The organism is Rhizobium ecuadorense, from assembly GCF_001187535.1.
In the GTDB taxonomy this organism is placed as follows: Bacteria; Pseudomonadota; Alphaproteobacteria; order Rhizobiales; family Rhizobiaceae; genus Rhizobium; species Rhizobium ecuadorense.
The window spans coordinates 52726-75011 of the sequence record NZ_LFIO01001107.1 but is presented as its reverse complement, the minus strand read 5'-3'; the positions used below and the strand labels follow the sequence as shown (position 1 = coordinate 75011).

Annotated in this window: 23 protein-coding genes; 7 read left to right on the top strand and 16 right to left on the bottom strand. The window is 60.9% G+C overall.

The genetic code is table 11. The features are described 5' to 3' along the window. The first annotated feature begins 29 nt into the window (after positions 1-29). Entirely contained in the window at positions 30-908 is an 879-nt protein-coding gene (locus AF337_RS22555; RefSeq protein WP_049733890.1) for a mechanosensitive ion channel family protein, read from the top strand. A 29-nt stretch (positions 909-937) separates the two neighbouring features. On the opposite strand, the gene AF337_RS22550 is transcribed toward AF337_RS22555, so the two are convergent. Continuing rightward, positions 938-1453 (bottom strand): superoxide dismutase family protein, encoded by a 516-nt coding sequence (locus AF337_RS22550; protein ID WP_049733889.1) that lies wholly within the window; start codon positions 1451-1453, stop codon positions 938-940. A gap of 194 nt (positions 1454-1647) precedes the next feature. Continuing rightward, positions 1648-1989, bottom strand: coding sequence for a hypothetical protein (locus tag AF337_RS22545; protein ID WP_049733888.1), 342 nt, complete (start codon positions 1987-1989; stop codon positions 1648-1650). 437 nt (positions 1990-2426) lie between these two features. Here AF337_RS22545 and AF337_RS22540 point away from each other — a divergent pair, with 437 nt between their 5' ends. From AF337_RS22540 to AF337_RS22530, 3 genes are all read left to right on the top strand, one after another. Further along, positions 2427-4322 (top strand): putative bifunctional diguanylate cyclase/phosphodiesterase, encoded by a 1896-nt coding sequence (locus AF337_RS22540; protein ID WP_049733887.1) that lies wholly within the window; start codon positions 2427-2429, stop codon positions 4320-4322. Positions 4323-4481: 159 nt separating this feature from the next. Further along, a complete protein-coding gene (locus tag AF337_RS22535; RefSeq protein WP_049733886.1) occupies positions 4482-5126 on the top strand; it encodes an HD domain-containing protein in 645 nt (214 codons plus the stop codon). Between the two features lie 59 nt (positions 5127-5185). Further along, positions 5186-6043: an MOSC domain-containing protein gene (locus AF337_RS22530; RefSeq protein WP_049733885.1), complete on the top strand. Its 858-nt coding sequence runs from the start codon at positions 5186-5188 to the stop codon at positions 6041-6043. Between the two features lie 118 nt (positions 6044-6161). On the opposite strand, the gene AF337_RS22525 is transcribed toward AF337_RS22530, so the two are convergent. The 12 genes from AF337_RS22525 to rpoZ all read right to left on the bottom strand — a co-directional run bounded on the left by AF337_RS22525 (position 6162) and on the right by rpoZ (position 16648). Then, the gene (locus AF337_RS22525; RefSeq protein ID WP_049733884.1) at positions 6162-7157 is read right to left on the bottom strand and encodes an aldo/keto reductase; all 996 of its coding nucleotides are present in this window, start codon (positions 7155-7157) and stop codon (positions 6162-6164) included. A 101-nt stretch (positions 7158-7258) separates the two neighbouring features. Continuing rightward, entirely contained in the window at positions 7259-8029 is a 771-nt protein-coding gene (gene recO / locus AF337_RS22520; protein ID WP_049733883.1) for a DNA repair protein RecO, read from the bottom strand. 85 nt (positions 8030-8114) lie between these two features. Next, the gene (locus tag AF337_RS22515) at positions 8115-8600 is read right to left on the bottom strand and encodes a response regulator (RefSeq protein WP_049733882.1); all 486 of its coding nucleotides are present in this window, start codon (positions 8598-8600) and stop codon (positions 8115-8117) included. 96 nt (positions 8601-8696) lie between these two features. Next, on the bottom strand, positions 8697-9449 hold the full coding sequence (locus AF337_RS22510) for a Crp/Fnr family transcriptional regulator (RefSeq protein ID WP_049733881.1): 753 nt from the start codon (positions 9447-9449) through the stop codon (positions 8697-8699). A gap of 311 nt (positions 9450-9760) precedes the next feature. Next, positions 9761-10702 carry a GTPase Era gene (gene era / locus AF337_RS22505; RefSeq protein ID WP_049733880.1) on the bottom strand — a complete coding sequence of 314 codons (942 nt, stop codon included), beginning with the start codon at positions 10700-10702 and terminating at the stop codon, positions 9761-9763. Positions 10703-10709: 7 nt separating this feature from the next. Next, positions 10710-11429, bottom strand: a complete 720-nt coding sequence (gene rnc, locus AF337_RS22500; RefSeq protein WP_049733879.1) for a ribonuclease III — start codon at positions 11427-11429, stop codon at positions 10710-10712. Next, the gene (gene lepB / locus AF337_RS22495; RefSeq protein ID WP_049733878.1) at positions 11426-12169 is read right to left on the bottom strand and encodes a signal peptidase I; all 744 of its coding nucleotides are present in this window, start codon (positions 12167-12169) and stop codon (positions 11426-11428) included. Before lepB ends, rnc begins: the two co-directional genes overlap by 4 nt. A gap of 134 nt (positions 12170-12303) precedes the next feature. Continuing rightward, positions 12304-12708 carry a holo-ACP synthase gene (gene acpS / locus AF337_RS22490; protein WP_049733877.1) on the bottom strand — a complete coding sequence of 135 codons (405 nt, stop codon included), beginning with the start codon at positions 12706-12708 and terminating at the stop codon, positions 12304-12306. 38 nt (positions 12709-12746) lie between these two features. Then, the gene (locus AF337_RS22485) at positions 12747-13337 is read right to left on the bottom strand and encodes a DUF2062 domain-containing protein (protein WP_049733876.1); all 591 of its coding nucleotides are present in this window, start codon (positions 13335-13337) and stop codon (positions 12747-12749) included. Positions 13338-13494: 157 nt separating this feature from the next. Continuing rightward, a complete protein-coding gene (locus tag AF337_RS40740; RefSeq protein WP_071090092.1) occupies positions 13495-13644 on the bottom strand; it encodes a DUF3563 family protein in 150 nt (49 codons plus the stop codon). Positions 13645-13837: 193 nt separating this feature from the next. Further along, positions 13838-16072, bottom strand: coding sequence for a RelA/SpoT family protein (locus AF337_RS22480; protein WP_049733875.1), 2235 nt, complete (start codon positions 16070-16072; stop codon positions 13838-13840). Between the two features lie 171 nt (positions 16073-16243). Further along, positions 16244-16648 carry a DNA-directed RNA polymerase subunit omega gene (rpoZ, locus tag AF337_RS22475; RefSeq protein ID WP_003574261.1) on the bottom strand — a complete coding sequence of 135 codons (405 nt, stop codon included), beginning with the start codon at positions 16646-16648 and terminating at the stop codon, positions 16244-16246. A gap of 296 nt (positions 16649-16944) precedes the next feature. Here rpoZ and AF337_RS22470 point away from each other — a divergent pair, with 296 nt between their 5' ends. Then, on the top strand, positions 16945-17529 hold the full coding sequence (locus tag AF337_RS22470; protein ID WP_049733874.1) for a LabA-like NYN domain-containing protein: 585 nt from the start codon (positions 16945-16947) through the stop codon (positions 17527-17529). Between the two features lie 34 nt (positions 17530-17563). Here AF337_RS22470 and smpB read toward each other — a convergent pair whose 3' ends face one another. Together smpB and dapA are read right to left on the bottom strand one after the other, a co-directional pair. Continuing rightward, entirely contained in the window at positions 17564-18043 is a 480-nt protein-coding gene (gene smpB / locus AF337_RS22465) for an SsrA-binding protein SmpB (RefSeq protein WP_012557117.1), read from the bottom strand. 97 nt (positions 18044-18140) lie between these two features. Further along, a complete protein-coding gene (dapA, locus tag AF337_RS22460; protein WP_049733873.1) occupies positions 18141-19025 on the bottom strand; it encodes a 4-hydroxy-tetrahydrodipicolinate synthase in 885 nt (294 codons plus the stop codon). A gap of 212 nt (positions 19026-19237) precedes the next feature. Between dapA and AF337_RS22455 the strand changes: the two genes are divergently transcribed. Together AF337_RS22455 and AF337_RS22450 are read left to right on the top strand one after the other, a co-directional pair. Continuing rightward, positions 19238-21313, top strand: coding sequence for a lytic transglycosylase domain-containing protein (locus AF337_RS22455; protein WP_049733872.1), 2076 nt, complete (start codon positions 19238-19240; stop codon positions 21311-21313). Positions 21314-21377: 64 nt separating this feature from the next. Next, positions 21378-22274, top strand: coding sequence for an alpha/beta fold hydrolase (locus AF337_RS22450; RefSeq protein ID WP_049733871.1), 897 nt, complete (start codon positions 21378-21380; stop codon positions 22272-22274). Positions 22275-22286: the final 12 nt, after the last annotated feature.

Genomic DNA, 22286 nt, shown 5'->3' with positions numbered 1-22286 from the left:
CGACCACCTACAATCGACAGGGCCAGATCATGCAACAACAGGCAGCCGACGTCCTTCTCGCCACGCAAACGGCGCTCAGCCAGGCGAGCGCGCTGGCGGTGCAATATTCCTTCTCCGTCCTCGGGGCCGTGATCCTGCTCGTGCTCGGCTGGGCGCTCGCCGGTTTTGCCAGCCGCTGGGCCTATGAAGGCCTGTCGCGCGTCCATGGCATCGACGAGACGCTGGCGCGATTTTTCACCAATGTGCTGCGCTACGCGCTGCTCATCCTGGTGTTCATCACCGTGCTCGGCCAGTTCGGCGTCCAGACCGCCTCGATCATCGCGGCCCTCGGCGCAGCCGGCCTGGCGATCGGGCTGGCGCTGCAGGGAACGCTGCAGAATATCGCCGCCGGCATCATGCTGCTGATCCTCAGGCCGTTCCGGGTCGGGGAATACATCGAAACCAGCAGCGTGACCGGCACGGTGCGCGAAATCGGATTGTTTGCGACCGAACTGAGGACCGCTGACGGGCTCTACCGGCTGGCGCCGAATTCGACGCTCTGGAACACGCCGATTACCAATTTCAGCCGTGAGGCGACGCGGCGAAACGAACTGAAGGTCAAGGTGGAGGATGACATCGACCAGGCGATGCAGACACTGATGAGCCTCGCCAAAGCCGATCCCCGGGTGCTGACGTCACCGGAACCATGCGTCTTCATCGACAGCCCCGGCGACGGCCCGATCTTCGTGACGCTGCGCTATTGGGCAAAGACCGGCGACTGGTGGACGGTCAGCCGCGACATGGCAAAACGTGTCAAACTTGCCTTCGACGAGAACAATCCGACCGTGGTGCCGGCATCGAACGCCGTGCCGGCAAAGGCGTCCAACGGCAGGGCGGCGGCCGAAAAGCCGGCAATGAGGCGGCAATGAGACATTGATCCCGGAACTTATGCGGCAGACTATTGAATGACGCCGCAGGACAGTCTTTCCCCGGCATCACCGGAGGGCTGGCTGCGATAATCATCCGAATTGGCGTGCACCATCAATGCGCGGCCGCGAATGCCGTCGGTCTTGCCGTCGAGGGTGACCATGCTGTCGAAGACCTGGGCTCTGAGCACACCGTCCTGACCGACATATTGATTGGGCATATCGCCGGCGTGCGGCCCCTTGGCGGCAAGGATGCCGTGCTCGGCCTTCTCGGGGTTGAAGTGACCGCCGGCCGACTCGTGATGGGTCGCGGCGTCGCATCGGCCGGTCTCATGAATATGGAAGGCCACCCATTTGTTCGCCGGCAGTCCCGATATCTCGACCTCGATCAAGACACCGCCGCTGGCGGCAGCCGTCAGTTGCGCGCGTCCGTCCTCCTTGCCGTCCTTGCCGACGAAATTGGCGATCGCCGTCTGTTTGTCCTGGGCGCCCGCCGGGAATGCAGCGGCAAGCAGGCTCAGCACGGCGATGGTGCACATGGCTTTCATGGAGATCTCCTTCCGTCCGGTTGTCCTTCTGAACGTATCAACCCGGAAGGTGTTCCTGATTTCGAGCGCCGCGCGTCCGACAGAGGGCGCTCAGGACGCTCCATCCCTTGGAAGTGGCCCATAGCGCAGGGAGCGCAGGACTGGAAAAGCCGGCCAAACTGCCGACTTGCAGAATCACCAGATTCGGAAGCGGCTCAGGCGGCCGTGTTGAAGTCGAACTGGCCGTAGGTGTTGCGGTAGAGATCGTCCGGCTGATCGCCTGAGGTCGGCGCGGTTTGCTGCAACGGATAGGGAACGGCGATACTGGCTGCCATGCCGCTGTCACGAGAATCCATCATCAGCGCAATCAGGCTGCCGGAAAATTTCGGTTGCGTCTCGCTGGTATTGTCCTCGTCCAGGAGCTCCTTGATGATGCCGGGCTTCTCATCGGCGGCGCGTTCGCCGCGGCTGAGTACACCATCGCCATTGGAATCAAGCCGCGAGAGCGTCGCCAGATATGCATATGAGGTGTCGGAAACGGATGTGGTGCTGGTCATACAAACCTCCATTCACCGCCTTTTGCCGGTGGTGTTTGTACGCAATACGAACGTGGAAAATCACTGATTGACTCGCTGGTTAAACTGATTTGCGCGGTGCGTCAATAAGTTGTTAACTTCTCATTAACGATGATTGACAACAGTTAACGGAACGGCCTGAGGCTGACCATCCGCCTGCGCCGGAAGAAGAGGCTTTGTCGTATTTCAGCGATTTTTCACATATAAAACAAACGTCTAACGACGCGACTCCACCGCTGCACTGCAACCGAATATTAATCCCGCCCGTCCAGAATGAGCGTCTCACGATACCACTTGGACGTTTAGTTTATGAAAAATCAATTTAACGGTCACTTTTCGAAGAGTTTTCAATGCAATGAGGTACGTCAATCAGCTGACGGCGACCGTGGCCGTCGCAGCCGCCCCGCAAGAGCCCCCACATGAAAGCTGAAGCGCTCTTCTGGCAGCAATGCAGCCAGGCGGTCATGGCCGATGGATCGGTCGACGCGCAGCGTCTTATGGAGCTTGTGATTGCGACCTATCGGGTCCACGAAAGCGACTATGACGAGATCGAGAGAAGCGCGGAAACGCTGCTGCGCGAGAACCATGCGCTGAGAGGCAATATGTCGGCCCTCAGTCAGGCATTCGACGGACAGCAGAGGCTCTTCGAAATCATCCTCAACAACCTGCCGCTCGGTCTCAGCGTCTTCGACGCAGATCAGCGGCTGACGCTTTCCAACATTCGCTTCGGTCAGCTCTTCGGCCTGACACAAGGCGATGTCACTCCCGGCGTCACAATCGACGACCTCATCGACAAGATGCGCGGTGCGGAGGGCACCAGCGCCAGGCCCGGCCGGCGGGGCGGGCGACACTCCTCCGCAGCCGCAAACAGCAGCAGTATCCGTCGGCGCGAATGGCTGATGGACGACGGCCGCATCATCCAGAGCATGGTGACCATCCTTGCCGACGGCAGCAACATCGCCATTCATGCCGATATTACCGAGGATAGAGAGGCGGCCGAGCGCATCACTTATCTCGCCCACCACGACCCGCTGACCGGTCTTCCGAACCGCATCCATTTCCGCCAGCAGGTCGATGCGGCGCTCGCAGCGCGCAAACCGGACGAGCAGATCGCCCTCGTTCATCTCAACCTCGACCGGTTCAAATCGATCAACAACATGATGGGCGTATCCGCCGGCGACAAGATCCTGCAGCAGGTCGCCGAGCGTATCCGGGCTTCGGCCGGTTCGGAAAACACCCTGGCGCGCCTGGGTTCGGACGAATTCGCCATACTGCAGACGGGCAAGCAGCAGCCGTGGAATGTGACGGCGTTGGCCGAGCAGATCCGCCGCGAGCTTTCCGATCTCTTCCTGCACGGCGAAAAACAGCTGGAGCTCAGCGTCTCGATGGGGATTGCAGTCGCCCCGGGGGATGGCGCTGAAACCGATATCCTGCTGAAACATGCCGGCGTGGCGCTGTCGCACGCCAAGGCGGACGGGCGCAAGCGCGAGCGTTTCTTCGCCGGCGAGATGGAAGCGCAGATGCAGCTCCGCCACGCGCTCGAGGCAGACCTCAGAGCAGCCGTCGAGAAGGAGGAATTCGAGCTGCATTACCAGCCGCTCTATGACCTTTCGCAACGGCGCATCTGCGGCTTCGAGGCGCTGATCCGCTGGAACCACCCGATCCGCGGCCGTGTTGCGCCGATGGATTTCATTCCGCTCGCCGAAGAGGTCGGCCTCATCGTCGAGATCGGCCGCTGGGTTTTGCGCCAGGCCTGCAACGATGCAGCGCAATGGCCCGACGGCATCAAAGTCGCCGTCAACGTTTCGGCGATCCAATTCAGTAACAGCGACCTGACTGAGGACGTCAGCGAGGCTCTTGCCGCCGCTGCGGTGTCGCCGTCGCGGCTTGAGCTCGAAATCACCGAGAGCGTGCTGATGGAAAATCTCAGCGAGGTGCTGCCGATCCTGCATGCGCTGAAGGAGCGCGGCATCCGCATCTCGATGGATGATTTCGGCACCGGCTATTCCTCGCTGAGCTATCTCTCGAGCTTCCCCTTCGACAAGATCAAGATCGACAAATCCTTCGTCAACGACATCGCCGACAACAAGGAGGCGCATGCAATCATGCACGCGATCATCCTGCTCGGCGATGCGCTCGGCATGCGCGTCACCGTCGAAGGCGTCGAAACCGCCGCGCAGCTGGCGCTGCTCGAATCCGAGGAATGCGACGAGATCCAAGGCTATCACATCAGCCCGCCGAGACCCGCTTTTGATGTGCCCCATCTCCTTTCCCTGCCGACGAACGGCGGCGAGACGTATCTTCCGAGGTGCTGAATCGGCTTCAATTGCGACTCGCACGGCAAGCCGCTACATAATCGGCAACGGTTCCCGAGCCTTCGTTGTCGCGTGCTTCGACCGAGATGAAATTCCGTACCCGCTTCCGCTCCGATGTTCCATCGACGGAAGACAATCTTCCTCACAACAGGTGGCGCAATGTTCGAGGCCGAAGCATTCTCCCCTCATGAAACGCTCGCCGCGGCGCTGATCGCGCACGCGGCCGATGGCGACGACGGCTCGCACGACCTTTCACATATCCTGCGCGTCTTCCGGAACGCCATGCGCATCCATGCTGGAGAAGGCGGCGACGGGCGGGTTCTTGCCGCTTCCGTGCTGTTGCACGACTGCGTCGCCGTCGAGAAGAATTCGCCGTTGCGGGCAAAAGCATCGGCGTTGGCGGCGCAAAAGGCATCGGCGATCCTGTCAGAGCTCGGCTGGTCCGAGGCGGATATCGACGCTGCGGCTCACGCCATCACCGCGCATAGTTTCTCGGCCGGGGTGGCGCCGCAGACGCTGGAGGCAAAGATCCTACAGGACGCCGACCGGCTGGATGCGATCGGCATGATCGGCGCCGCACGCTGCTTCTATATTGCCGGGCGACTCGGATCCGGGCTCTACGATCCGTTCGACCCGGCGGCGGCGGAGCGCCCGCTCGACGACAAGCGCTATGCGATCGACCATTTCCGGACGAAGCTGTTCAAACTGGCGGACGGGTTCCAGACCGAGACCGGCCGCAGGCTGGCGGCCGATCGCGACAAAAGCCTGCGCGACTTTCTCCAGGCATTCATGGACGAGATCTAGAACAGGCCTCAGATCTCAACCCGACTCGGCCTAAAATCATCCTGTTCTGGGAGAACGGCATGCGTATCAGCGACCTCTTTATCTATCCCCTCAAAAGTGCCCGTGGAATTGCCCTGCCTTCGGCCGACATCGACGCCTATGGGCTTCCCGGCGACCGGCGGGCGATGATCACTGATCCCAACGGACACTTCATCACCCAGCGCGAATTGCCGGACCTCGCGCGCATCGAGGTCCGGCCGGAGCCCGGCGCTTTTCGGCTACTGATGCAGGGAAGGCAGGACATATCGGTGCCGCCGCCTCGGCCTGAAAACCGCATGGATGTGAGCGTGTGGAAATCGACCGTCAGCGCCGCCGTCGCCGATCCCGAAAGCAACCGGCAGCTTTCCCAATGGCTCGGCCGCGAGGTGCGGCTGGTCTTCTTCGACGGCCAGGCCCGGCGGACGGCGAATGCCGAATGGGCCGGCGAAGGCACGCCCGTCACCTTTACCGACGGCTATCAGATCCTGGTGACGACGACCGGTTCGCTGACAGCGTTGAACGCCGACCTCGCCGCCCATGGCGAAGGCAGCGTCGGCATGGAACGCTTCCGGCCGAACATCGTCATCGATATCGACGAGGCCTGGCCGGAGGACCGCTGGGCGGCGATCGAGATCGCCGGCATCCGCTTCGATCTCGTCAAACCCTGCTCGCGCTGCATCATGACGACGCAGGACCAACTGACCGGTTCACGCGAGGGGCCGAACCCGATGCCATCAATGGGCCGCATCCGCATGTCGGCCGACCGGCGCGTGCCGGGCCCGCTCTTCGGCTGGAACGTCACCCCGCGCGGCAACGGCAGGATCACGATCGGCGACACCGTCCACGTCGTCGAAGAGAGGCCGGAAGGCTGGGCACTGAAGGCTCGCGCGCGGAGCTAGGTCGAATTGGGCAATGTTGGCTGGACCACGCCTTTTTCCACGCACGCTGCAACGTTCTCCCTCATTCCTGTGCCTGTCACAGGAATGAGGGCGGCGTGGGTTGCGCCGGCCCCGCCCCTCACACGCGATCGAGCGCCACGTCGATCTCCGCTATGACATCAGCCGATAACGGCCCTTTCTCCAGCGCCCCGGCATTTTCCTCCACCTGCGCGACGGTGCGGAAGCCCGGAATGGGGAAGGTGCGCGGCGACTTTGCCCAGAGCCAGGCGAGCGCGCCTTGCGTCAGCGTGCGGCCGCCTGAGCTCAGGAGATCGCGGACGGCGTCGAGCCTTGCGGCAAATTCCGGGGCCATGCGGCCGTCCTTGAAATAGACCATCCAGTCGAGCGCCGCGCCGCGTACATCCTTGGCGCCCACCGCCTTATCGGCGGTGAACTTGCCGGTCAAAAGCCCCATGGCCAGCGGACCGCGATTGATCGAGATCAGGCCTTTCCCCTCGATCACCGCGATCATCTCGGGCACCGGCTCGAAGACGTTCATCGTATGCTGCACGGAGACATAGCCCTGGCGGCCGGCATGGCGGACGGCGCGGTCGGGAAAATCGGTACTCCAGCCGAACGCATCGATCTTGCCTTCGGCACGCAGCGCCTCCAGCGTATCGAAGACGGCATCCGATTGTTCCAGCGGAAAATCATTGAGATGGAATTGCAGGAGATCGAGGCGGTCGCGCCTGAGGCGGCGCAGCGAGGTTTCGACCGAACGGCGGATGAAGGCCCCGTCGGCGAAGGCACCGGTTGCCTGCTTGGTTTGCGGGTCGGTGGCGAAGCCGAACTTGGTGGCAACGACAATATCATCACGATTGCCGATCGCCCGGCCGAGCACCTCTTCGGAATGGCCGGCGCCGTAATTCGAGGCCGTGTCGAAGAAGCGGATACCGAGTTCGATGGCGCGGCCGATCGCTTCGACGGATTCATTGTCGTCGACCTCCCCCCAGCCGAGCGGCGTGTCGCCGGCGAAGAAAGGACCGCCGATCGCCCAGCATCCCATGCCGAGACGCGGAATTTCGCGGCCGTTCCAGAGGGTGATCGTCGTCGGGGATGCGGTCTTGGTCAGCATGATATCCTCCTTGGCTGGCAATCCTCCAAGACATAGGAAGGGCTCGTGAGTGGGTAAACCGCCAAATCCGGAGGATGTTTTGCACCGGTAAAAAACCGAGATCAGGCAGAAATATCATTCGGGCCGGAAAGCGTCCGCAAGGCGGGATTGAGCGCCTTGAGCGCCGCCTGAACAAAGCCGTCGCGGGCTGCCGCGGCCTCGATGCCGCGCGGTTCATAGACGTGGCGATGCAGAAAGAACCCCGTCAGACGGAATGCAGCCGCGAGACTGTCGAAGTCGGCCGCATAGTTGCCTTCGACACCGAGAAACGGCGGCAGGAGCAACATCTTGTCCGCCCAGGGGGCACCGGCGCTGCGGCTGACGGCGCGGCCGGATTTCGGCGAGACGTAGACGAGATCGGAACGGGCGCCAGTCGCGGCGCATTCGGCCAGATCGAGGCCGAAGCCGAGATCGTTCAGCACCGCAAGTTCGAAACGCACGAAGAGTTCGCCGGCATCGGCCGGGTTGTGCAGGTGATCAAGGATAACCTCCAGCGCATCGAAGAGGTGCGGATGCGGGTCACGCTCGGGCAGCAGCCGCAGCAGCGCGCCCATCGCCTGAACGCCGTAGACGGCGGTCGCCGTTTCCATCAGGCGGGCGGCGCGCAACGTCACCGGCTCGACGCGGAATTCGCCGAGATGTTCGTCCAACCTGGCGCGCCAGATGACCTCTACGGCATTGCCGGCCTGCAGCACCGGCTGCATGGCGCGCGACCGGCCGGAGCGCACCAGGCCGAGATGGCGACCGCGATCACGCGTCATCACCTCGGCGATGACGCTCGTCTCGCCGTGGCGCTTGACGCCCAGGATGATCGCATGGTCCTGCCACTGCATCGAAAGAAATCCTTACGGCCGACGAATCGACTCTAGAGCATAACCCCGAAAATCGGAAAGGTCTGGCTGCTATTGATGGACCGGATCAGGCGACAGCCGGGAAAAGCCTCAGCAGGAATTCACGCATCGCCGTCTCGTCGAAAGGCTTCACCAGAAGCGGAATGTGCTGCAAGTCCGGGGGGAAATCACCGGTATCGGAATAGCCGCTGACGAAGCCAAAGGGAATGCCAAGGTCGAGAAGATGACGGGCAAATCCGAAGCTCATGCCCTCGCCGAGATTGACGTCGAGAAGGGCGAAATCATATGTCTCCGCAACGATGGCAGCCCTCGCCTGCTCCACGCTGCCGACGATATCGATATTCTCGACGCTGGCCAGGCGCAGCATATCCTCCGCCTCCATCGCGATGATCAGACTGTCTTCAAGAACCAGAACACGGATTGCGCTCATGATTCCCTGCCCTCCGTCGGGCAACTGTCGCAGCGCCCCGGCCGTTTCGCCAACATCATTGCCCTCCGGTGCCCCGCATGGCACGCTATCGGTGAATTCCGCCACCATGTCTGAATAAACCATTTTGCCCGGCCTATAAGAATCAAATCGGAGGAAGATGACGGCCGACCTTATTTTCTCAAATGCTAATGCGCATTTAAAAAAGACATAAGAGCGAGGCTAGATGAAGGGCCGTTTGCCCTCTCCGAGCCCTTCCCAACCGGAAATGGCCAGCAATTCCTCGCCGTTCAGCACCTCGCAGCCGCGCTCCTGCCAGCGGATCAATCCGCGTTCACCGAGCTTTTTCAGGGTCTTGTTGGTGTGGACGATGGAAAGGCCGAGCGTGTCGGCAATGTGCTGCTGGGTGATCGGGATGAATTTGCGGCCGTTGAAGAGACCAAGCTGCCTGCCGCGCTCGAAGAGGAAAGCCAACAGGTAGGCTGCTCTTTCCAGCGCCGTTCGGCGGCCGATGCTCAACAGATGCTCATCCAGAATGCGCTCCTCGCGCGCGGCGATCCAGGTGATGTCGAAGGCGAGCGAGGGGTGCTTGTTATAGAGCGTCATCAGCCGGTCGCGCTCGAAGACGCAGAGGGAAACCGGTGACAGCGCTTCGACGGAATGCTGCATCTCGCCGGCGATGGTTCCCTGCAGGCCGATCAGATCGCCCGGCATGATATAATTCAGAATCTGGCGGCGTCCATCCTCCAGCATCTTGTAGCGAAAGCCCCAGCCGGAAAGCACCGTGAAGAGATGAGCGCTATGTGCGCCCTCGACAAGGATAGTGGAGCCGGCATCGACGGCAAGTTCACCCCTCTTGAAATGGGAGACAAATTCCAGCTCATCGCGGCTGAACTCCCTGAAATGCGGCAACGGCCGCAAAGGACATTGCTCACAAGGAGTCTTGAAAGAGTGGATGCGTTTCGACGTTGCCATACCTGCCCTCGCGGTCATGCAAACCGGCCGCCCCTCATCGACGCACCGTCGAGCAAGAAATGCGCAAAGGCATGGGTTCGTTCCGCAACGAAGCTGGTTTTTTCCAAGGAAACAAAGGGCTGGCGCTTACCCGATGAAATTCTTGCCACGCCTAAAGCGCGTCGCGATCTTTCAGATTCGCTTCTCGCGCTTTAGCTCTTTGTTTGCGCGCATGTCGTTGCCGCAAAACCGCTCCACACTTTTGCGCGACATGCTTTGTTGGTGCGCATGTCGGTGCCGCAAAACCGCTCCACACTTTTGCGCGACATGCTTTATTTCGGGAAATCGAGACCCATTTCGCGGAACCGCTCGGGATCGTCACCCCAATTTTCGCGAACCTTGACGAACAGGAAGAGATGGACCGGCTGCTCGAGGATCTCCGACAATTCCTTGCGGGACGCCGTCGAGATCGCCTTGATGGTTTCACCACCCTTGCCGAGCGCGATCTTCTTCTGGCTGTCGCGCTCGAGATAGATCACCTGCTCGATACGCACCGAGCCGTCCTTGCGCTCTTCCCATTTTTCCGTTTCGACATGCGAGGCGTAGGGAAGCTCCTGGTGCAGCCGCAGGAACAGCTTCTCGCGGGTGATTTCGGCAGCGAGCTGGCGCATCGGCAGATCGGAGATCTGGTCTTCCGGATAGTACCACGGCCCCTCGGGAAGTGTGGCGGCGAGATAATCCATGACATCGTCGCAGCCTGATCCGTTTTCGGCCGATATCATGAAGGTGCGTTCGAAAGCGATCTTCTCGTTGGCGGCGGCCGCGAGTGCCAGCAGATCCTCGCGGTTGACGCGGTCGATCTTGTTGAGCAGCAGGATCTTCGGTTGCCGAACCTCCTTGAGGCCTTCGAGGATGGCTTCGGCATCGCCGCGCAGGCCGCGCTCGCTGTCGATCAGCAGCACGATCAGATCGGCATCCTTGGCGCCGCCCCAGGCCGAGGTCACCATGGCGCGGTCGAGCCGGCGGCGCGGCTTGAAGATACCGGGTGTATCCATGAAGACGATCTGGGCGTTGTCGTGGATGGCGATGCCGCGGACGATGGCGCGCGTCGTCTGCACCTTATGGCTAACGATTGAGACCTTGGCGCCGACAAGGCGGTTCACCAGCGTCGACTTGCCGGCGTTGGTCGGCCCGATCAGCGCGACGAAGCCCGAATGTGTCGGACCATGGGTTTCTGCAGCAGCTTCGGCCGCGATATCTTCTTCTTGTGTCATTGTCCCGTCAGTTTCCGGCAGACGATTGCTGCCAAATGCCTTCGCGCTCAAGCATCTTCGTCGCCGCAACCTGTTCGGCGGCGCGCTTCGACCGCTCTACGCCGGTTTCCGGCTTTATGCCAGCAACTTCCACCGTCACCTTGAAGCGCGGATCATGATCCGGTCCGCTGCGTTCATCAACCCGGTAGTTGGGCGTGACGCCGAATTTCGCGTGCGACCATTCCTGCAGCTCGGTCTTGGCGTCGCGCTTGGCGCCATCGGCCCGGACCGCCCTGCCCTGCCAGTAGCGCAGGATGAAGCGGCGGGCCACTTCGAGGCCGCCGTCGAGATAGATCGCGGCGATCAGGCTTTCGACGACGTCGGCACGCACGTTCATCATGCGCTTGCCGGTCAATTTCTTCACGTCGGCGCCGGTGCGGATATAGAGGTGAAGATTGAGTTCGTCGGCGACCGCAGCGCAAGTTTCGGCGCTGACCAGCTGGTTGAGGCGAACCGAGAGTTCGCCCTCCCCCGCCGCGCCGAAGGTGCGGAACAGAAGCTCGGCGATGCAGAGCCCAAGCACCCTGTCGCCGAGGAATTCCAGCCGTTCGTAATTGCCGCCCTTCTCAGTGCGGGCGCTGGCATGGGTCAGCGCCCGATCCAAGCGTTCCTCTTCGGCGAAGTCATGACCGATCAGGCCTTCAAGCTTTGCGCGGTCGGCCGCAGAAAGCGTCGGCGCCTTGCTCATTCAACAACCTTGAAGAGGCGATCCCAACGCATGTTCGTCGGCCACTTCCAGATTTCGCGGAAGGAGGTGTCGTTGCCGAGCGAGAAGAAGATGACGCTGGCGCGGCCGACAAGATTTTCGGCCGGCACGAAGCCGACGTCGAAGCGGCTGTCGGCCGAGTTGTCGCGGTTGTCGCCTACCATGAAATAGTGGTCTTCCGGCACGATGAACTCGCGGGTGTTATCACCGCGCGATGCCGGAGACGAATCGAGTGTGTCATAGGTCTTGCCGTTGTCGAGCGTCTCGCGGAACACCGGCACATCCGCGCCCGGATCGAGCTTGTAATCCGAGGTGAAGGCGCCGTCCGGCACCTTCGGTACCGGCTTGCCGTTGACGTAGAGAACGCCCTCCTTCATCTGAATGCGGTCGCCCGGCAAGCCGATGCAGCGCTTGATGTAATCGATGTCAGGGTTCGGCGGGAAGCGGAAAACGACGATATCGCCGCGCTTCGGAGCGGAGCCGAAAATGCGGCCGCTGAAGATATCAGGCGATAAGGGCAGCGAATATTTCGAATAACCATAGGCGAACTTATTGACGAAGATGTAGTCGCCGACGAGCAGCGTCGGCATCATCGAACCGGACGGGATGGTAAAGGGCTGGAACAGCACCGTTCGGATCACCATCGCCAAAATCAGCGCCTGGATGATGACTTTGATATTTTCCCAGAGGGCGTTCGGCTTGGCTTCGACTTTTTCGGACACGCAGTCTTATTCCTTCAAGACGCCGCGGCGGCGCAATTCTTCTGTCGTTCTCTCTAGCGGCTTCGGCCGATTGCGGCAATGGCGACAACGTCAAAAGCGACGAGAGGTCGCGATCAACGCTCCCGAGGTTCCGATCAGAGGCTCTCGGGTAACGCCTCGATAATCACGAAGGCCTGCGCCAAGGGATAATCATCCGTTATTGTCAAATGAATGGCGGGCCTATGGCCCGCGGGCAGCATCGATTCGAGGATCAGGGCGGCAGCACCCGCCAAAACCATGGTCGGCTTGCCGCTCGGCAGGTTGACGACGCCCATATCCTTCCAGAAGACGCCCTGGGCGATGCCGGTGCCGAGCGCCTTGGAACAGGCCTCCTTGGCGGCGAAACGCTTGGCATAGGAGGCTCCACGATTTGCCCGGCGGTCGGAACGCGCGCGCTCGATCTCGGTGAAGCAGCGATGGGTAAAGCGCTCGCCGAAGCGCTCGATGGATTTCTCGACCCGGCGAATGTCGATCAGATCGCTGCCAATGCCGATGATCATGCCGGAACCTTCCGTCGCTTAGGATTTCTTGACCGGGTTCATACGCTCGGCATGTCGCCGGCCGGGCCGGCCAGACGCAGTCGCGCCCGCTCCAGCAGCCGTGTGTGGCGGCGCGTCTGAAAACCCTTCACGGTGTAGAATGTCAGTGCGTAAAGCGCAACGGAGGTGACGATTGCCGGCGGAATGGCGCCGACGAGCATCGGCTCCAGCACAGGCCTCCATAATTCAGTGAAGTTCAGCTTATGAAAGAGGGCTGCGAGATCAACCGTCTGACCGGCCAGCTGATCCTCACGACTCAACAGCAGATGCCCGATCTCCCAGGTGATACCCCAGATGAAGGGATAGGTCAGCGGATTGCCGAAGGCCGCGCAACCGAGGGCGGCGGCCACCATGCTGCCGGAGAGGAAATAGGTGATGACGAAGGCCATGACGAAATGCACGCCGATGAAGGGCGTCCACGAGACGAAGACGCCCGCAGCGACGCCGGCCGCAACTGCGTGCGGCGAAGCGCTCAGGCGCAGGATGCGCATTGTCAGGTAACGGAGCGGGCGAAGGAAACCTTTGCGGGGCCATAGAAGCTCTCGCATCTTTTCCTTGAATCCCGCAGGCTTGCGACGGCGAAACAACATGGCCGGTATTTAGTGCAGCGCACATGACCATGACAAGAGCGGCAAATGATACCGCCGAAAAAACATCTCATCCTCTCAGCAGAGAGGAGCTTTTTCATACCGAGGGGCGTCCGTCATGCATAACGTCCCTCACTCGTCTCAAGTATTAAATTCAGTATCAGCGCGTGCGGAACAGACCGCGGTCGACCTGGCGCTGACGAAACTCGAGATCGATACGATCGAGCGAGCCATTGAGATAGGCCATTTCACGTTCCTGCGTGGTCGGAGCGCGGAAGGCGCGAGCGATTTTCCTGATAGGATCAAACATTGTCTTGTCTCATCTTCTGTTTGCGTTTCGATGACCAGAAGATAGGCCCGGCACGGGTTAATTACTACAGCCGCAACATGGAGACAGCCATGCGCGCAGTGCATGGCATGCCTTTTTGGCGAACTATTTCGATCGTAAAGCGATCATAAAATGTGCAATTTTGCACTGAACCGTCTGAGGGCTTAACAAAAGCTTACTCGTAGAGCCGCCGGACCGTAGCGATGCAATCCAGTTCCTTCATCTGGGCGAGCAGTTGATTGAGCTGACGCAGGTCCCAGACCTCCACTTCGAGCATCATTTCGGTGAAATCCGCCGCGACCCGCACCGTATTCAGCAAACGGATATTGACGTCGAGGCCCGCAACCGTCTGGGCGACCTTGGCGAGCGTGCCGGGCTCATTCAACCCGTTCACCATGATGCGCGCCATGAAACGCGACTTGTTGGCTTCGTCGAGATCCCAGCGGACATCGATCCAGCGGTCGGGCTGATCGTCGAAGCGCTGCAGGCTCGGCGACTGGATCGGGTAGATGGTGATGCCCTTGCCCTGGTCCATAATGCCGACGATGCGATCGCCGGGCACGGCGCCGGTTGAGGCGAACTTGACGTCGACATTGCCGGAGAGGCCGCGGATCGGCCCGATATTGGCGTCGGTGTCGATTTCCGAAGGACCGCCATCGACCCCTGCCTTGGTCTTGCCGGGGATCTTGAAGATCATGCCGGCCGCACTGCGGACGTTGAACCAGCCGTCGTCGCCGGAGGGCCTCACGGTGACGCGCTCATCCTGATGGTCGGGATAGACCGCGCGCAGGACGTCGAGCGAAGACATCTCGCCGCGCCCGACGGCAGCGATCGCGTCCTCGACCTCCTTCTGACCGAGGCGGTGCAGCGCTGGCTTCATCGCCTCGCGGGAGAAAATCTTTCCGGCCCTGTCGAAGGTGCGCTCAAGAATGCGGTGGCCGAGACCGGCATATTGCTTGCGGATCGCCATGCGGGTGGCGCGGCGGATGGCGGCGCGCGCCTTGCCGGTAACGACGATCTCCTCCCAGGCGGCCGGCGGGACCTGCACGCCGGAGCGGATGATCTCGACCTCGTCGCCATTGGCAAGCCGTGTCACCAGCGGCATGATGCGGCCGTTGATCTTGGCGCCCACGGTGGTGTCGCCGATATTGGTGTGCACCGCATAGGCGAAATCGATCGGAGTGGCGCCGCGCGGCAGAGCAATCAGCTTGCCCTTCGGCGTGAAACAGAAGACCTGGTCCTGGAAGAGCTCGAGCTTGGTGTGCTCGAGGAATTCTTCCGGACTGTCGCCTTCGGCCAGCGCCTCGATCGTGTGGCGCAGCCACGAATAGGCATTGGATTCGCGCGAGAGGATGTCGCCGTCGGCATTGGTGGCGCCGTCCTTATAGAGTGTATGGGCGGCAATGCCGAATTCGGCGATTTCGTGCATGCGCTTGGTGCGGATCTGCAGCTCGATGCGCTGGCTGGAGGGACCGACGATGGTGGTGTGCAGCGAGCGGTAATCGTTCTGCTTCGGCGTCGAGATATAATCCTTGAAGCGGCCGGGCACGACACGCCAGCGGGTGTGGACGATGCCGAGCGCCCGGTAGCAGGACGGAATGTCCTCGACGATCAAACGGAAACCGTAGACATCGGAAAGCTGCTCGAAGGAAAGCGACTTCGACTGCATCTTGCGGAAGACCGAATAGGGCTTCTTCTGCCGGCCCTTGACATAGGCGCTCGTCAGGCCGCTTGCGACCAGCAGGTCACGCAGCTCGGCCTCGATCTTCTTGACGATGCCCTCGTTGCGCTTCGAAAGCTCCTCCAGCCGTTTGGTGACGGTGTCGTAGGCTTCCGGGTTCATATGCATGAAGGAAAGCTCTTCGAGCTCCTCGCGCATATCCTGCATGCCCATGCGACCGGCAAGCGGCGCATAGATTTCCATCGTCTCCTCGGAGATTCGGGCCCGCTTGTCGGCCGACATATGATCGAGGGTGCGCATATTGTGCAGGCGATCGGCAAGCTTGACGAGCAGCACGCGCACATCGTCGGAAATGGCGAGCAGCAGCTTGCGCAGGTTTTCCGCCTGCTTGGCCTTCTTGGTGACAAGATCGAGTTTCTTGATCTTGGTCAGGCCCTCGACCAGGCGGCCGATATCCTCGCCGAAGAGTTCGTCGATCTCGGCGCGCGTCGCCGTGGTATCCTCGATCGTATCGTGCAGCAGCGCGACCGCGATCGTCGATTCATCGAGGTGCATGTCGGTGAGGATCGCGGCGACTTCGAGCGGATGCGAAATATAGGGATCGCCGCTCGCCCGCTTTTGCTGGCCATGCTTCTGCATGGCGTAGACATAGGCTTTGTTCAGCAGTGCTTCATTGGCATCGGGCTTGTATTGCTGAACCCGCTCCACGAGCTCGTACTGCCGCATCATTCCAAAGCCACTCCGGTAAAAATAAAAGCGCGCCAATCAACGATTGGCGCACACATGGGCAATAATATGCCTAAGCAATAAAGGCGCAAGATTGACGATTGGTAATCATCGCTCTTTCGCATCGCATGAAACTTTTCCCCGTTCGCATACGACCGGGATCAGTCTGCGCGCTTAGTAGTCGTCGCTCTTTTCCGGCGGCACCAGGCCCTCGATGCCGGCAAGCAGCTCCTCTTCCGACATCTGGTCGAAAGTGATCGTTTCAGGCAGATCGTCCTGCTCTTCGCTGTCGGCTGCGGCGACACCGCCGGCGGCGATCATGCTGGCCGGATCGGGCTCGGGCTCGTCGACTTCGACATGCTTCTGCAGCGAATGGATCAGATCTTCCTTGAGATCATCGGGCGAAAGCGTCTCGTCGGCGATTTCGCGCAGGGCGACGACCGGGTTCTTGTCGTTGTCGCGATCGATGGTAATCGAGGCGCCCTGGGAAATCAGCCGGGCGCGGTGGCTGGCGAGCAGAACCAGCTCGAAGCGGTTCTCCACCTTGTCGATGCAATCTTCAACTGTGACACGGGCCATTGCCTGTCCTTTACGGTCGTCATTTCGGGATTAGCACGCCCGATACAATTAAAACCGGGCAAATACAAGTTTTTCATTCCAGCTCCCCTCGTCTTTATGAGCGGCTGAACTAAATTTCCATGGAGAATGTCACAATTCCACCTATGGTTGCTTGGAATATGCCGAATCGTGCCCTAAATCTTTCATATATGAATAATTGTTAAAGTATGGATCAGAGCAAAATCAAAGCGCAACATATTGATTTTATTGAATTTTGGTCCTGCGGATTTCGATTGCTCTCATTGGATTGGTAAGCGATGTTTGACCCACGCGAAAAAATTGCACTCTTCATTGACGGCGCCAACCTTTACGCTGCATCCAAGAGCCTCGGTTTCGACATAGATTACCGCAAGCTCTTGAAAGCATTCCAGAAACGCGGCTATCTCCTGCGCGCCTACTATTACACCGCGCTGATCGAGGATCAGGAATATTCGTCGATCCGGCCGCTGATCGACTGGCTCGACTATAATGGCTACAAGGTCGTCACCAAGCCCGCCAAGGAATTCACAGATTCCATGGGACGCCGAAAGATCAAGGGCAACATGGACATCGAGCTTGCGATCGACGCCATGGAACAGTCCGAAACGGTCGATCATCTCGTCATCTTCTCGGGCGACGGCGACTTCACCAACCTGGTCGAGGCGCTACAGCGCAGAGGCCGCAAGGTCTCGGTGATCTCGACGATGGCGACGCAGCCGCCGATGATCGCCGACGACCTGCGACGCCAGGCCGACCACTTCATCGATCTCTTGTCCTTGAAGGCCGAAATCGGTCGCGACCCTGCGGAACGGGCGCCGCGCCAGGTCGAAGTCGTCGCCCCGGCCAGCGACTTCCAAGAATGATCCGGAAACGGCAATTACTGCCCAAGCGGCGTGGTCAGCCGTTATCCTTCAGCAGGCGGCTCTTTTGCCGGTTCCAATCGCGTTCCTTCTCGGACTCGCGCTTGTCATGCAGTTTCTTGCCCTTGGCGAGCGCCAGCTCCATCTTCGCCCGACCGCGGTCGTTGAAATAGATCTTCAGCGGGATCAGCGTCATGCCCTCGCGGTTGACGGCAGAGCGCAGGCGATGGATTTCACGGCCCGACAAAAGCAGCTTGCGGCGCCGGCGCGGTTCGTGATTGAAGCGGTTCGCCTGCAGATATTCCGGCAGGTAGGAGTTGATCAGCCAGATCTCGCCGCCCTCATCCGACGCATAGGATTCGGCGATATTGGCCTTGCCCTCACGCAGCGATTTTACCTCCGTGCCCATCAGCACGAGACCGGCCTCGTAGGTATCGATGATTTCGTAGTTGAAGCGGGCCTTGCGGTTTTCGGCCACGACCTTGTTCACCACGCGCTGGCTGCCTTTGGGGGCCATGACAATATATCCCTTCGAGATGCGCGACAAGCCGCGCCCTCATTGCTTGCCCTCTATGTAGGGGAACGACCCGGCCTTGTGAAGACGGCCGGTCTCCTCAGTTCAGCAGCCCGGCATGGCGTAGCGCCGCGTCGATCGCCGCCTCCGTTGCCGGCTCCAGCGTCGACAGCAGCGGCGAGCGGACATTGCGGCTCATGCGGCCAAGCTTGGAGAGCCCGTATTTGGCGCCGCAAAGCCCGGGCTCCAGGAAGATCGCCTTGTGCAACGGCATCAGCCGATCCTGATATTCCAGCGCGCTGGCATAGTCGCCTTTCAGCGTCGCCGCCTGGAAATCGGCGCAGAGGCGCGGGGCGACATTGGCCGTGACCGAAATACAGCCGACGCCGCCATGGGCGTTGAAGCCGAGCGCCGTCGCGTCCTCGCCGGACAATTGCCGGAAATCCTTGCCGCAGGTGATGCGCTGTTCGGAGACGCGCTCGATCTTGCCCGTCGCATCCTTGACGCCGACGATATTGCCATGCGCCTTGGCAAGCGCACCCATCGTTTCCGGCGTCATGTCGACCACCGAGCGGCCCGGGATATTGTAGATATAGATCGGCAGATCGACGGCCTCGGCAATCGCTGAGAAATGCGCGATCAAGCCTTTCTGGGTCGGCTTGTTGTAATAAGGAGTGACGACCAGAACGGCGTCGGCGCCGACCTTTTCGGCATGCTGGGCAAGCTCGATCGCCTCACCTGTATTGTTCGAGCCGGCGCCGGCCATGACGGGAACGCGTTTTGCAGCGACCTCGATGCACAGTTCCACGACCCGCTTGTGCTCGGCATGCGACAGCGTCGGGGATTCGCCCGTCGTGCCGACAGGAACGAGACCACTGCTGCCCTCCCTGATCTGCCAGTCGACATGCGCGGCGAAGCTGTCTTCGTCGATCAGTCCGGCATCGGTGAAGGGGGTGACGAGGGCGGGAATGGACCCATTGAACATGCAAAGCTCCTCACGACCAAATCCTTGCTTCGGCCGCATTCCATGAATATTTTGCGCACCATAGAGCGCCGAAATCATCGCGACAAGCGCGTAGAGTTCGGTTTAGGGCAAATTCCGATAGCAGATGTGAATGAATTTTACCTGGTACGGTAAGGTTTCGTTAAGATGCCTCTAGCCAAATGGCAGGGCGTGTTTTCGTTGCGAGATCCCGGATGAAGAAAGCTGTCCTGATTCTGTCCGCCTTCGGCTTCATTGCCGCCGCGTGGAGCAGTGTAGCGTCGCCGCTTCCCGGTGAGAGCACGCCCATACCCGGCGTCAAGCCGCTCGGCTTCATTCCCGAGACAGCCATACCGGAATCGATCACAACAGGCGCCATTCCGCGCAATCCGGCAATCGCGCCTGTTAACAGCGACCTGAAAGCCGGCCTCGATGCGCTTTCCGACAAGGACCCACGGCTGGCACTGTCGATCCGCGACAATATGCCCGACGGTACGCTCGATCGCCATATCCTCACCTGGGCGATCGCCGTTTCCGGCTTGAAGGGCGTTCCCTCCTATGAAATCGCCAGCGCTGCGCAGGAGCTCAAGAGCTGGCCGGGCCTTTCGCGGCTGCGCGCCTATTCCGAACGCGCGCTCTATGACGAAAACCCCGCTCCATCCGCCGTGCTTGCCGCCTTCGGCGATACCGCGCCCGAGACGATGCAGGGCGCCGTCATCCTCGGCCGGGCATTGGTTGCAACCGGCAAGCAGGCGCAGGCGGCAAAATATATCCGTAAGGTCTGGCGCGGAGAGGCTCTCGACAAAGCGACCGAGGACAAGATCCTCATCGAATTCTCAGCGCTGTTGACGCCGGCCGACCATAAGGCGCGGATGGACTATCTGATGTATCGCGGCCGGGTGGCGCAGGCCAAGCGCTTCGGCGACATGGGCCAGGCGCAGTCGCTCTACAAGGCCTGGGCTGCCGTCGACGCCAAAGCCGGCAATGCCGGCGCGCTGCTCGACGCCGTCGATGCCAGATGGCGCAGCGATGCGGGCCTGCTGTTTGCGCGGATCGAATATCTGCGCAAGCAGGACAAATATGCCGAGGCGGCAGCACTGCTGGAGCAGATGCCGCCCGAGCGCAGCGAGCTCGTCAATTCCGGCGAGTGGTGGAACGAGCAGCGCATCGTCAGCCGTGGTCTCGTCGACCAGGGACAGTTCAAGCCTGCCTATCGCATCGTCGCAAACTACGCCGCAACGAGCCCGACCGATATCGTCGAGGCTGAATTCCATGCCGGATGGTATGCGCTGCGCGGCCTGCAGGACCCGACGACTGCGGAAAAACACTTCCGCAAGATTCTGCAGACATCGAACGGGCCGATCTCGGTTTCACGCGCCTGGTATTGGCTGGGACGAGCAGCGGAGGCCGGCGGCCCTGGCACATCCAGCGAATTCTATGCGAAGGCTGCGACTTTTCCCGGCACCTTCTACGGCCAGCTCGCGGCGGAACGGCTGGGGCGAAAGACGCTGAACGTTACTTATCCCTCGCCGAGCACGGCCGACCGGCAACGCTTCCAAGCCCGCGAAGCCGTGCAGGCAATCGCCCGGCTGGAGGCCGCCGGCCATGGATGGCGGGCCGACATTCTCTATCTCGCGCTCGCCGATCAGTTGCAGAGCCCCGGCGAACTGGCTGTGCTTGCGGCACAGGCCGTGCAATCCGGCGATCATCATCTGTCGCTGCAGATCGGCAAGACCGCCTATGGACGCGGCATCGATGTCGCAGCGCTCGCCTTTCCGGTCGGCGTCATCCCGGCGAACGCCAATATTTCAGGCTCCGGCAAGGCGCTTGCCTATGCCATCGCCCGGCAGGAAAGCGCCTTCAACCCGGCCGCCGTTTCAGCGGCAAACGCACGCGGCCTGCTGCAGCTTCTGCCGGGAACGGCCCAGGCGGTGGCCAAGCGCCACAACATCACCTATTCGAAGGACAAGCTGACGGCCGATGCCGGCTATAACGCAACGCTCGGCGCGCATTATCTCGGCGAGCAGATCGACGCCTTCGGCGGCTCCTATATCCTCACCTTCATCGCCTATAATGCTGGGCCGAAGCGGGTACCGGAATGGATCGGCCGCTACGGCGATCCGCGCGGCAAATCGATCGACGAGATCGTCGACTGGATCGAGCGCATCCCCTTCCCCGAAACGCGGAACTACGTGCAGCGGGTGATGGAGAATTACGAGGTCTACAAGGCCCGCCTCGGCCAGTCGACCGATATCGAACGTGACCTCATCGGCGGACGCAGCGCCTCCTGAAGCCGTTTGGCGCGGCTCGAAAAGCAGGCTACATCTTCGCGATCAACAACTCTCGAGGGATGCGATGCCGGATACGGATACAAGCGGTTTCCAGGAGCGATTTTACACATCTTCCGATGGGCTGACGCTTTATGCCCGCGACTATCGGCCGGGCGAGACGGCGACCGCGGGACGGCTGCCGGTCATCTGCCTGCCCGGTCTGACCCGCAACACGCGGGATTTTCATCCGCTGGCGTTGCTTCTCTCCAGGGACATGACAGCACCGCGCCGGGTCATCGCACTCGATTCGCGCGGGCGGGGAAACTCGGCCTGGGATGAGAACAAGGCGAACTACAATCTGGCCGTCGAGGCCGGCGACGTCGTTACCGCCTGCGCGGCCCTCGGCGTCGAGCGGGCGATCTTCATCGGCACGTCCCGAGGTGGGCTGATCCTGCATCTGATCGCGGCGACACGGCCGGATTTTCTCGAGGCCGTCATCCTTAACGATATCGGACCCGTGGTCGAGGCCGAAGGGCTGGCAAGGATCCGCGATTATCTCAACAACGGCAGAAAGCCTGAGGACTGGACCACTGCGGCCGATATATTGAAGGAAAATCACGGCGCGTCGTTTACCGTGCTGGAGGAGGAAGACTGGCGCGAGATGGCGCTTGCCCTTTATCGCGACGTCGGCGGAAGACCGGTCGCCGATTTCGATCCGGCGATCGCAGAGGCGCTGAAATCGGTCGATCTCAGCCAGCCGCTACCCGATCTCTGGGCGCAATTCGAAAGGTTGAACCGGTTTCCGCTGATGCTGATCCGCGGCGAAAATTCGTCTCTGCTCTCAAAGCAGATTGCCGACGAAATGGCCCGCCGGCATCCACGCTTGATCCTGCATGCTGCCGAAGGACAAGGGCACGCGCCGCTTCTGCATCACAGCGATATCCCCACAGCCATTCGAGCTTTTCTCGCCTCTTGCCGATAAAAGGCGCCGCCT

What these genes read in the sequence shown, in the direction of transcription:
- AF337_RS22555 (WP_049733890.1), top strand. Translation starts at nt 30, where the DNA reads ATGCAACAACAGGCAGCCGACGTCCTTCTCGCCACGCAAACGGCGCTC.
- AF337_RS22550 (WP_049733889.1), bottom strand. Translation starts at nt 1,453, where the DNA reads ATGAAAGCCATGTGCACCATCGCCGTGCTGAGCCTGCTTGCCGCTGCA.
- AF337_RS22545 (WP_049733888.1), bottom strand. Translation starts at nt 1,989, where the DNA reads ATGACCAGCACCACATCCGTTTCCGACACCTCATATGCATATCTGGCG.
- AF337_RS22540 (WP_049733887.1), top strand. Translation starts at nt 2,427, where the DNA reads ATGAAAGCTGAAGCGCTCTTCTGGCAGCAATGCAGCCAGGCGGTCATG.
- AF337_RS22535 (WP_049733886.1), top strand. Translation starts at nt 4,482, where the DNA reads ATGTTCGAGGCCGAAGCATTCTCCCCTCATGAAACGCTCGCCGCGGCG.
- AF337_RS22530 (WP_049733885.1), top strand. Translation starts at nt 5,186, where the DNA reads ATGCGTATCAGCGACCTCTTTATCTATCCCCTCAAAAGTGCCCGTGGA.
- AF337_RS22525 (WP_049733884.1), bottom strand. Translation starts at nt 7,157, where the DNA reads ATGCTGACCAAGACCGCATCCCCGACGACGATCACCCTCTGGAACGGC.
- recO (WP_049733883.1), bottom strand. Translation starts at nt 8,029, where the DNA reads ATGCAGTGGCAGGACCATGCGATCATCCTGGGCGTCAAGCGCCACGGC.
- AF337_RS22515 (WP_049733882.1), bottom strand. Translation starts at nt 8,600, where the DNA reads ATGGTTTATTCAGACATGGTGGCGGAATTCACCGATAGCGTGCCATGC.
- AF337_RS22510 (WP_049733881.1), bottom strand. Translation starts at nt 9,449, where the DNA reads ATGGCAACGTCGAAACGCATCCACTCTTTCAAGACTCCTTGTGAGCAA.
- era (WP_049733880.1), bottom strand. Translation starts at nt 10,702, where the DNA reads ATGACACAAGAAGAAGATATCGCGGCCGAAGCTGCTGCAGAAACCCAT.
- rnc (WP_049733879.1), bottom strand. Translation starts at nt 11,429, where the DNA reads ATGAGCAAGGCGCCGACGCTTTCTGCGGCCGACCGCGCAAAGCTTGAA.
- acpS (WP_049733877.1), bottom strand. Translation starts at nt 12,708, where the DNA reads ATGATCATCGGCATTGGCAGCGATCTGATCGACATTCGCCGGGTCGAG.
- AF337_RS22485 (WP_049733876.1), bottom strand. Translation starts at nt 13,337, where the DNA reads ATGTTGTTTCGCCGTCGCAAGCCTGCGGGATTCAAGGAAAAGATGCGA.
- AF337_RS40740 (WP_071090092.1), bottom strand. Translation starts at nt 13,644, where the DNA reads ATGTTTGATCCTATCAGGAAAATCGCTCGCGCCTTCCGCGCTCCGACC.
- AF337_RS22480 (WP_049733875.1), bottom strand. Translation starts at nt 16,072, where the DNA reads ATGATGCGGCAGTACGAGCTCGTGGAGCGGGTTCAGCAATACAAGCCC.
- rpoZ (WP_003574261.1), bottom strand. Translation starts at nt 16,648, where the DNA reads ATGGCCCGTGTCACAGTTGAAGATTGCATCGACAAGGTGGAGAACCGC.
- AF337_RS22470 (WP_049733874.1), top strand. Translation starts at nt 16,945, where the DNA reads ATGTTTGACCCACGCGAAAAAATTGCACTCTTCATTGACGGCGCCAAC.
- smpB (WP_012557117.1), bottom strand. Translation starts at nt 18,043, where the DNA reads ATGGCCCCCAAAGGCAGCCAGCGCGTGGTGAACAAGGTCGTGGCCGAA.
- dapA (WP_049733873.1), bottom strand. Translation starts at nt 19,025, where the DNA reads ATGTTCAATGGGTCCATTCCCGCCCTCGTCACCCCCTTCACCGATGCC.
- AF337_RS22455 (WP_049733872.1), top strand. Translation starts at nt 19,238, where the DNA reads ATGAAGAAAGCTGTCCTGATTCTGTCCGCCTTCGGCTTCATTGCCGCC.
- AF337_RS22450 (WP_049733871.1), top strand. Translation starts at nt 21,378, where the DNA reads ATGCCGGATACGGATACAAGCGGTTTCCAGGAGCGATTTTACACATCT.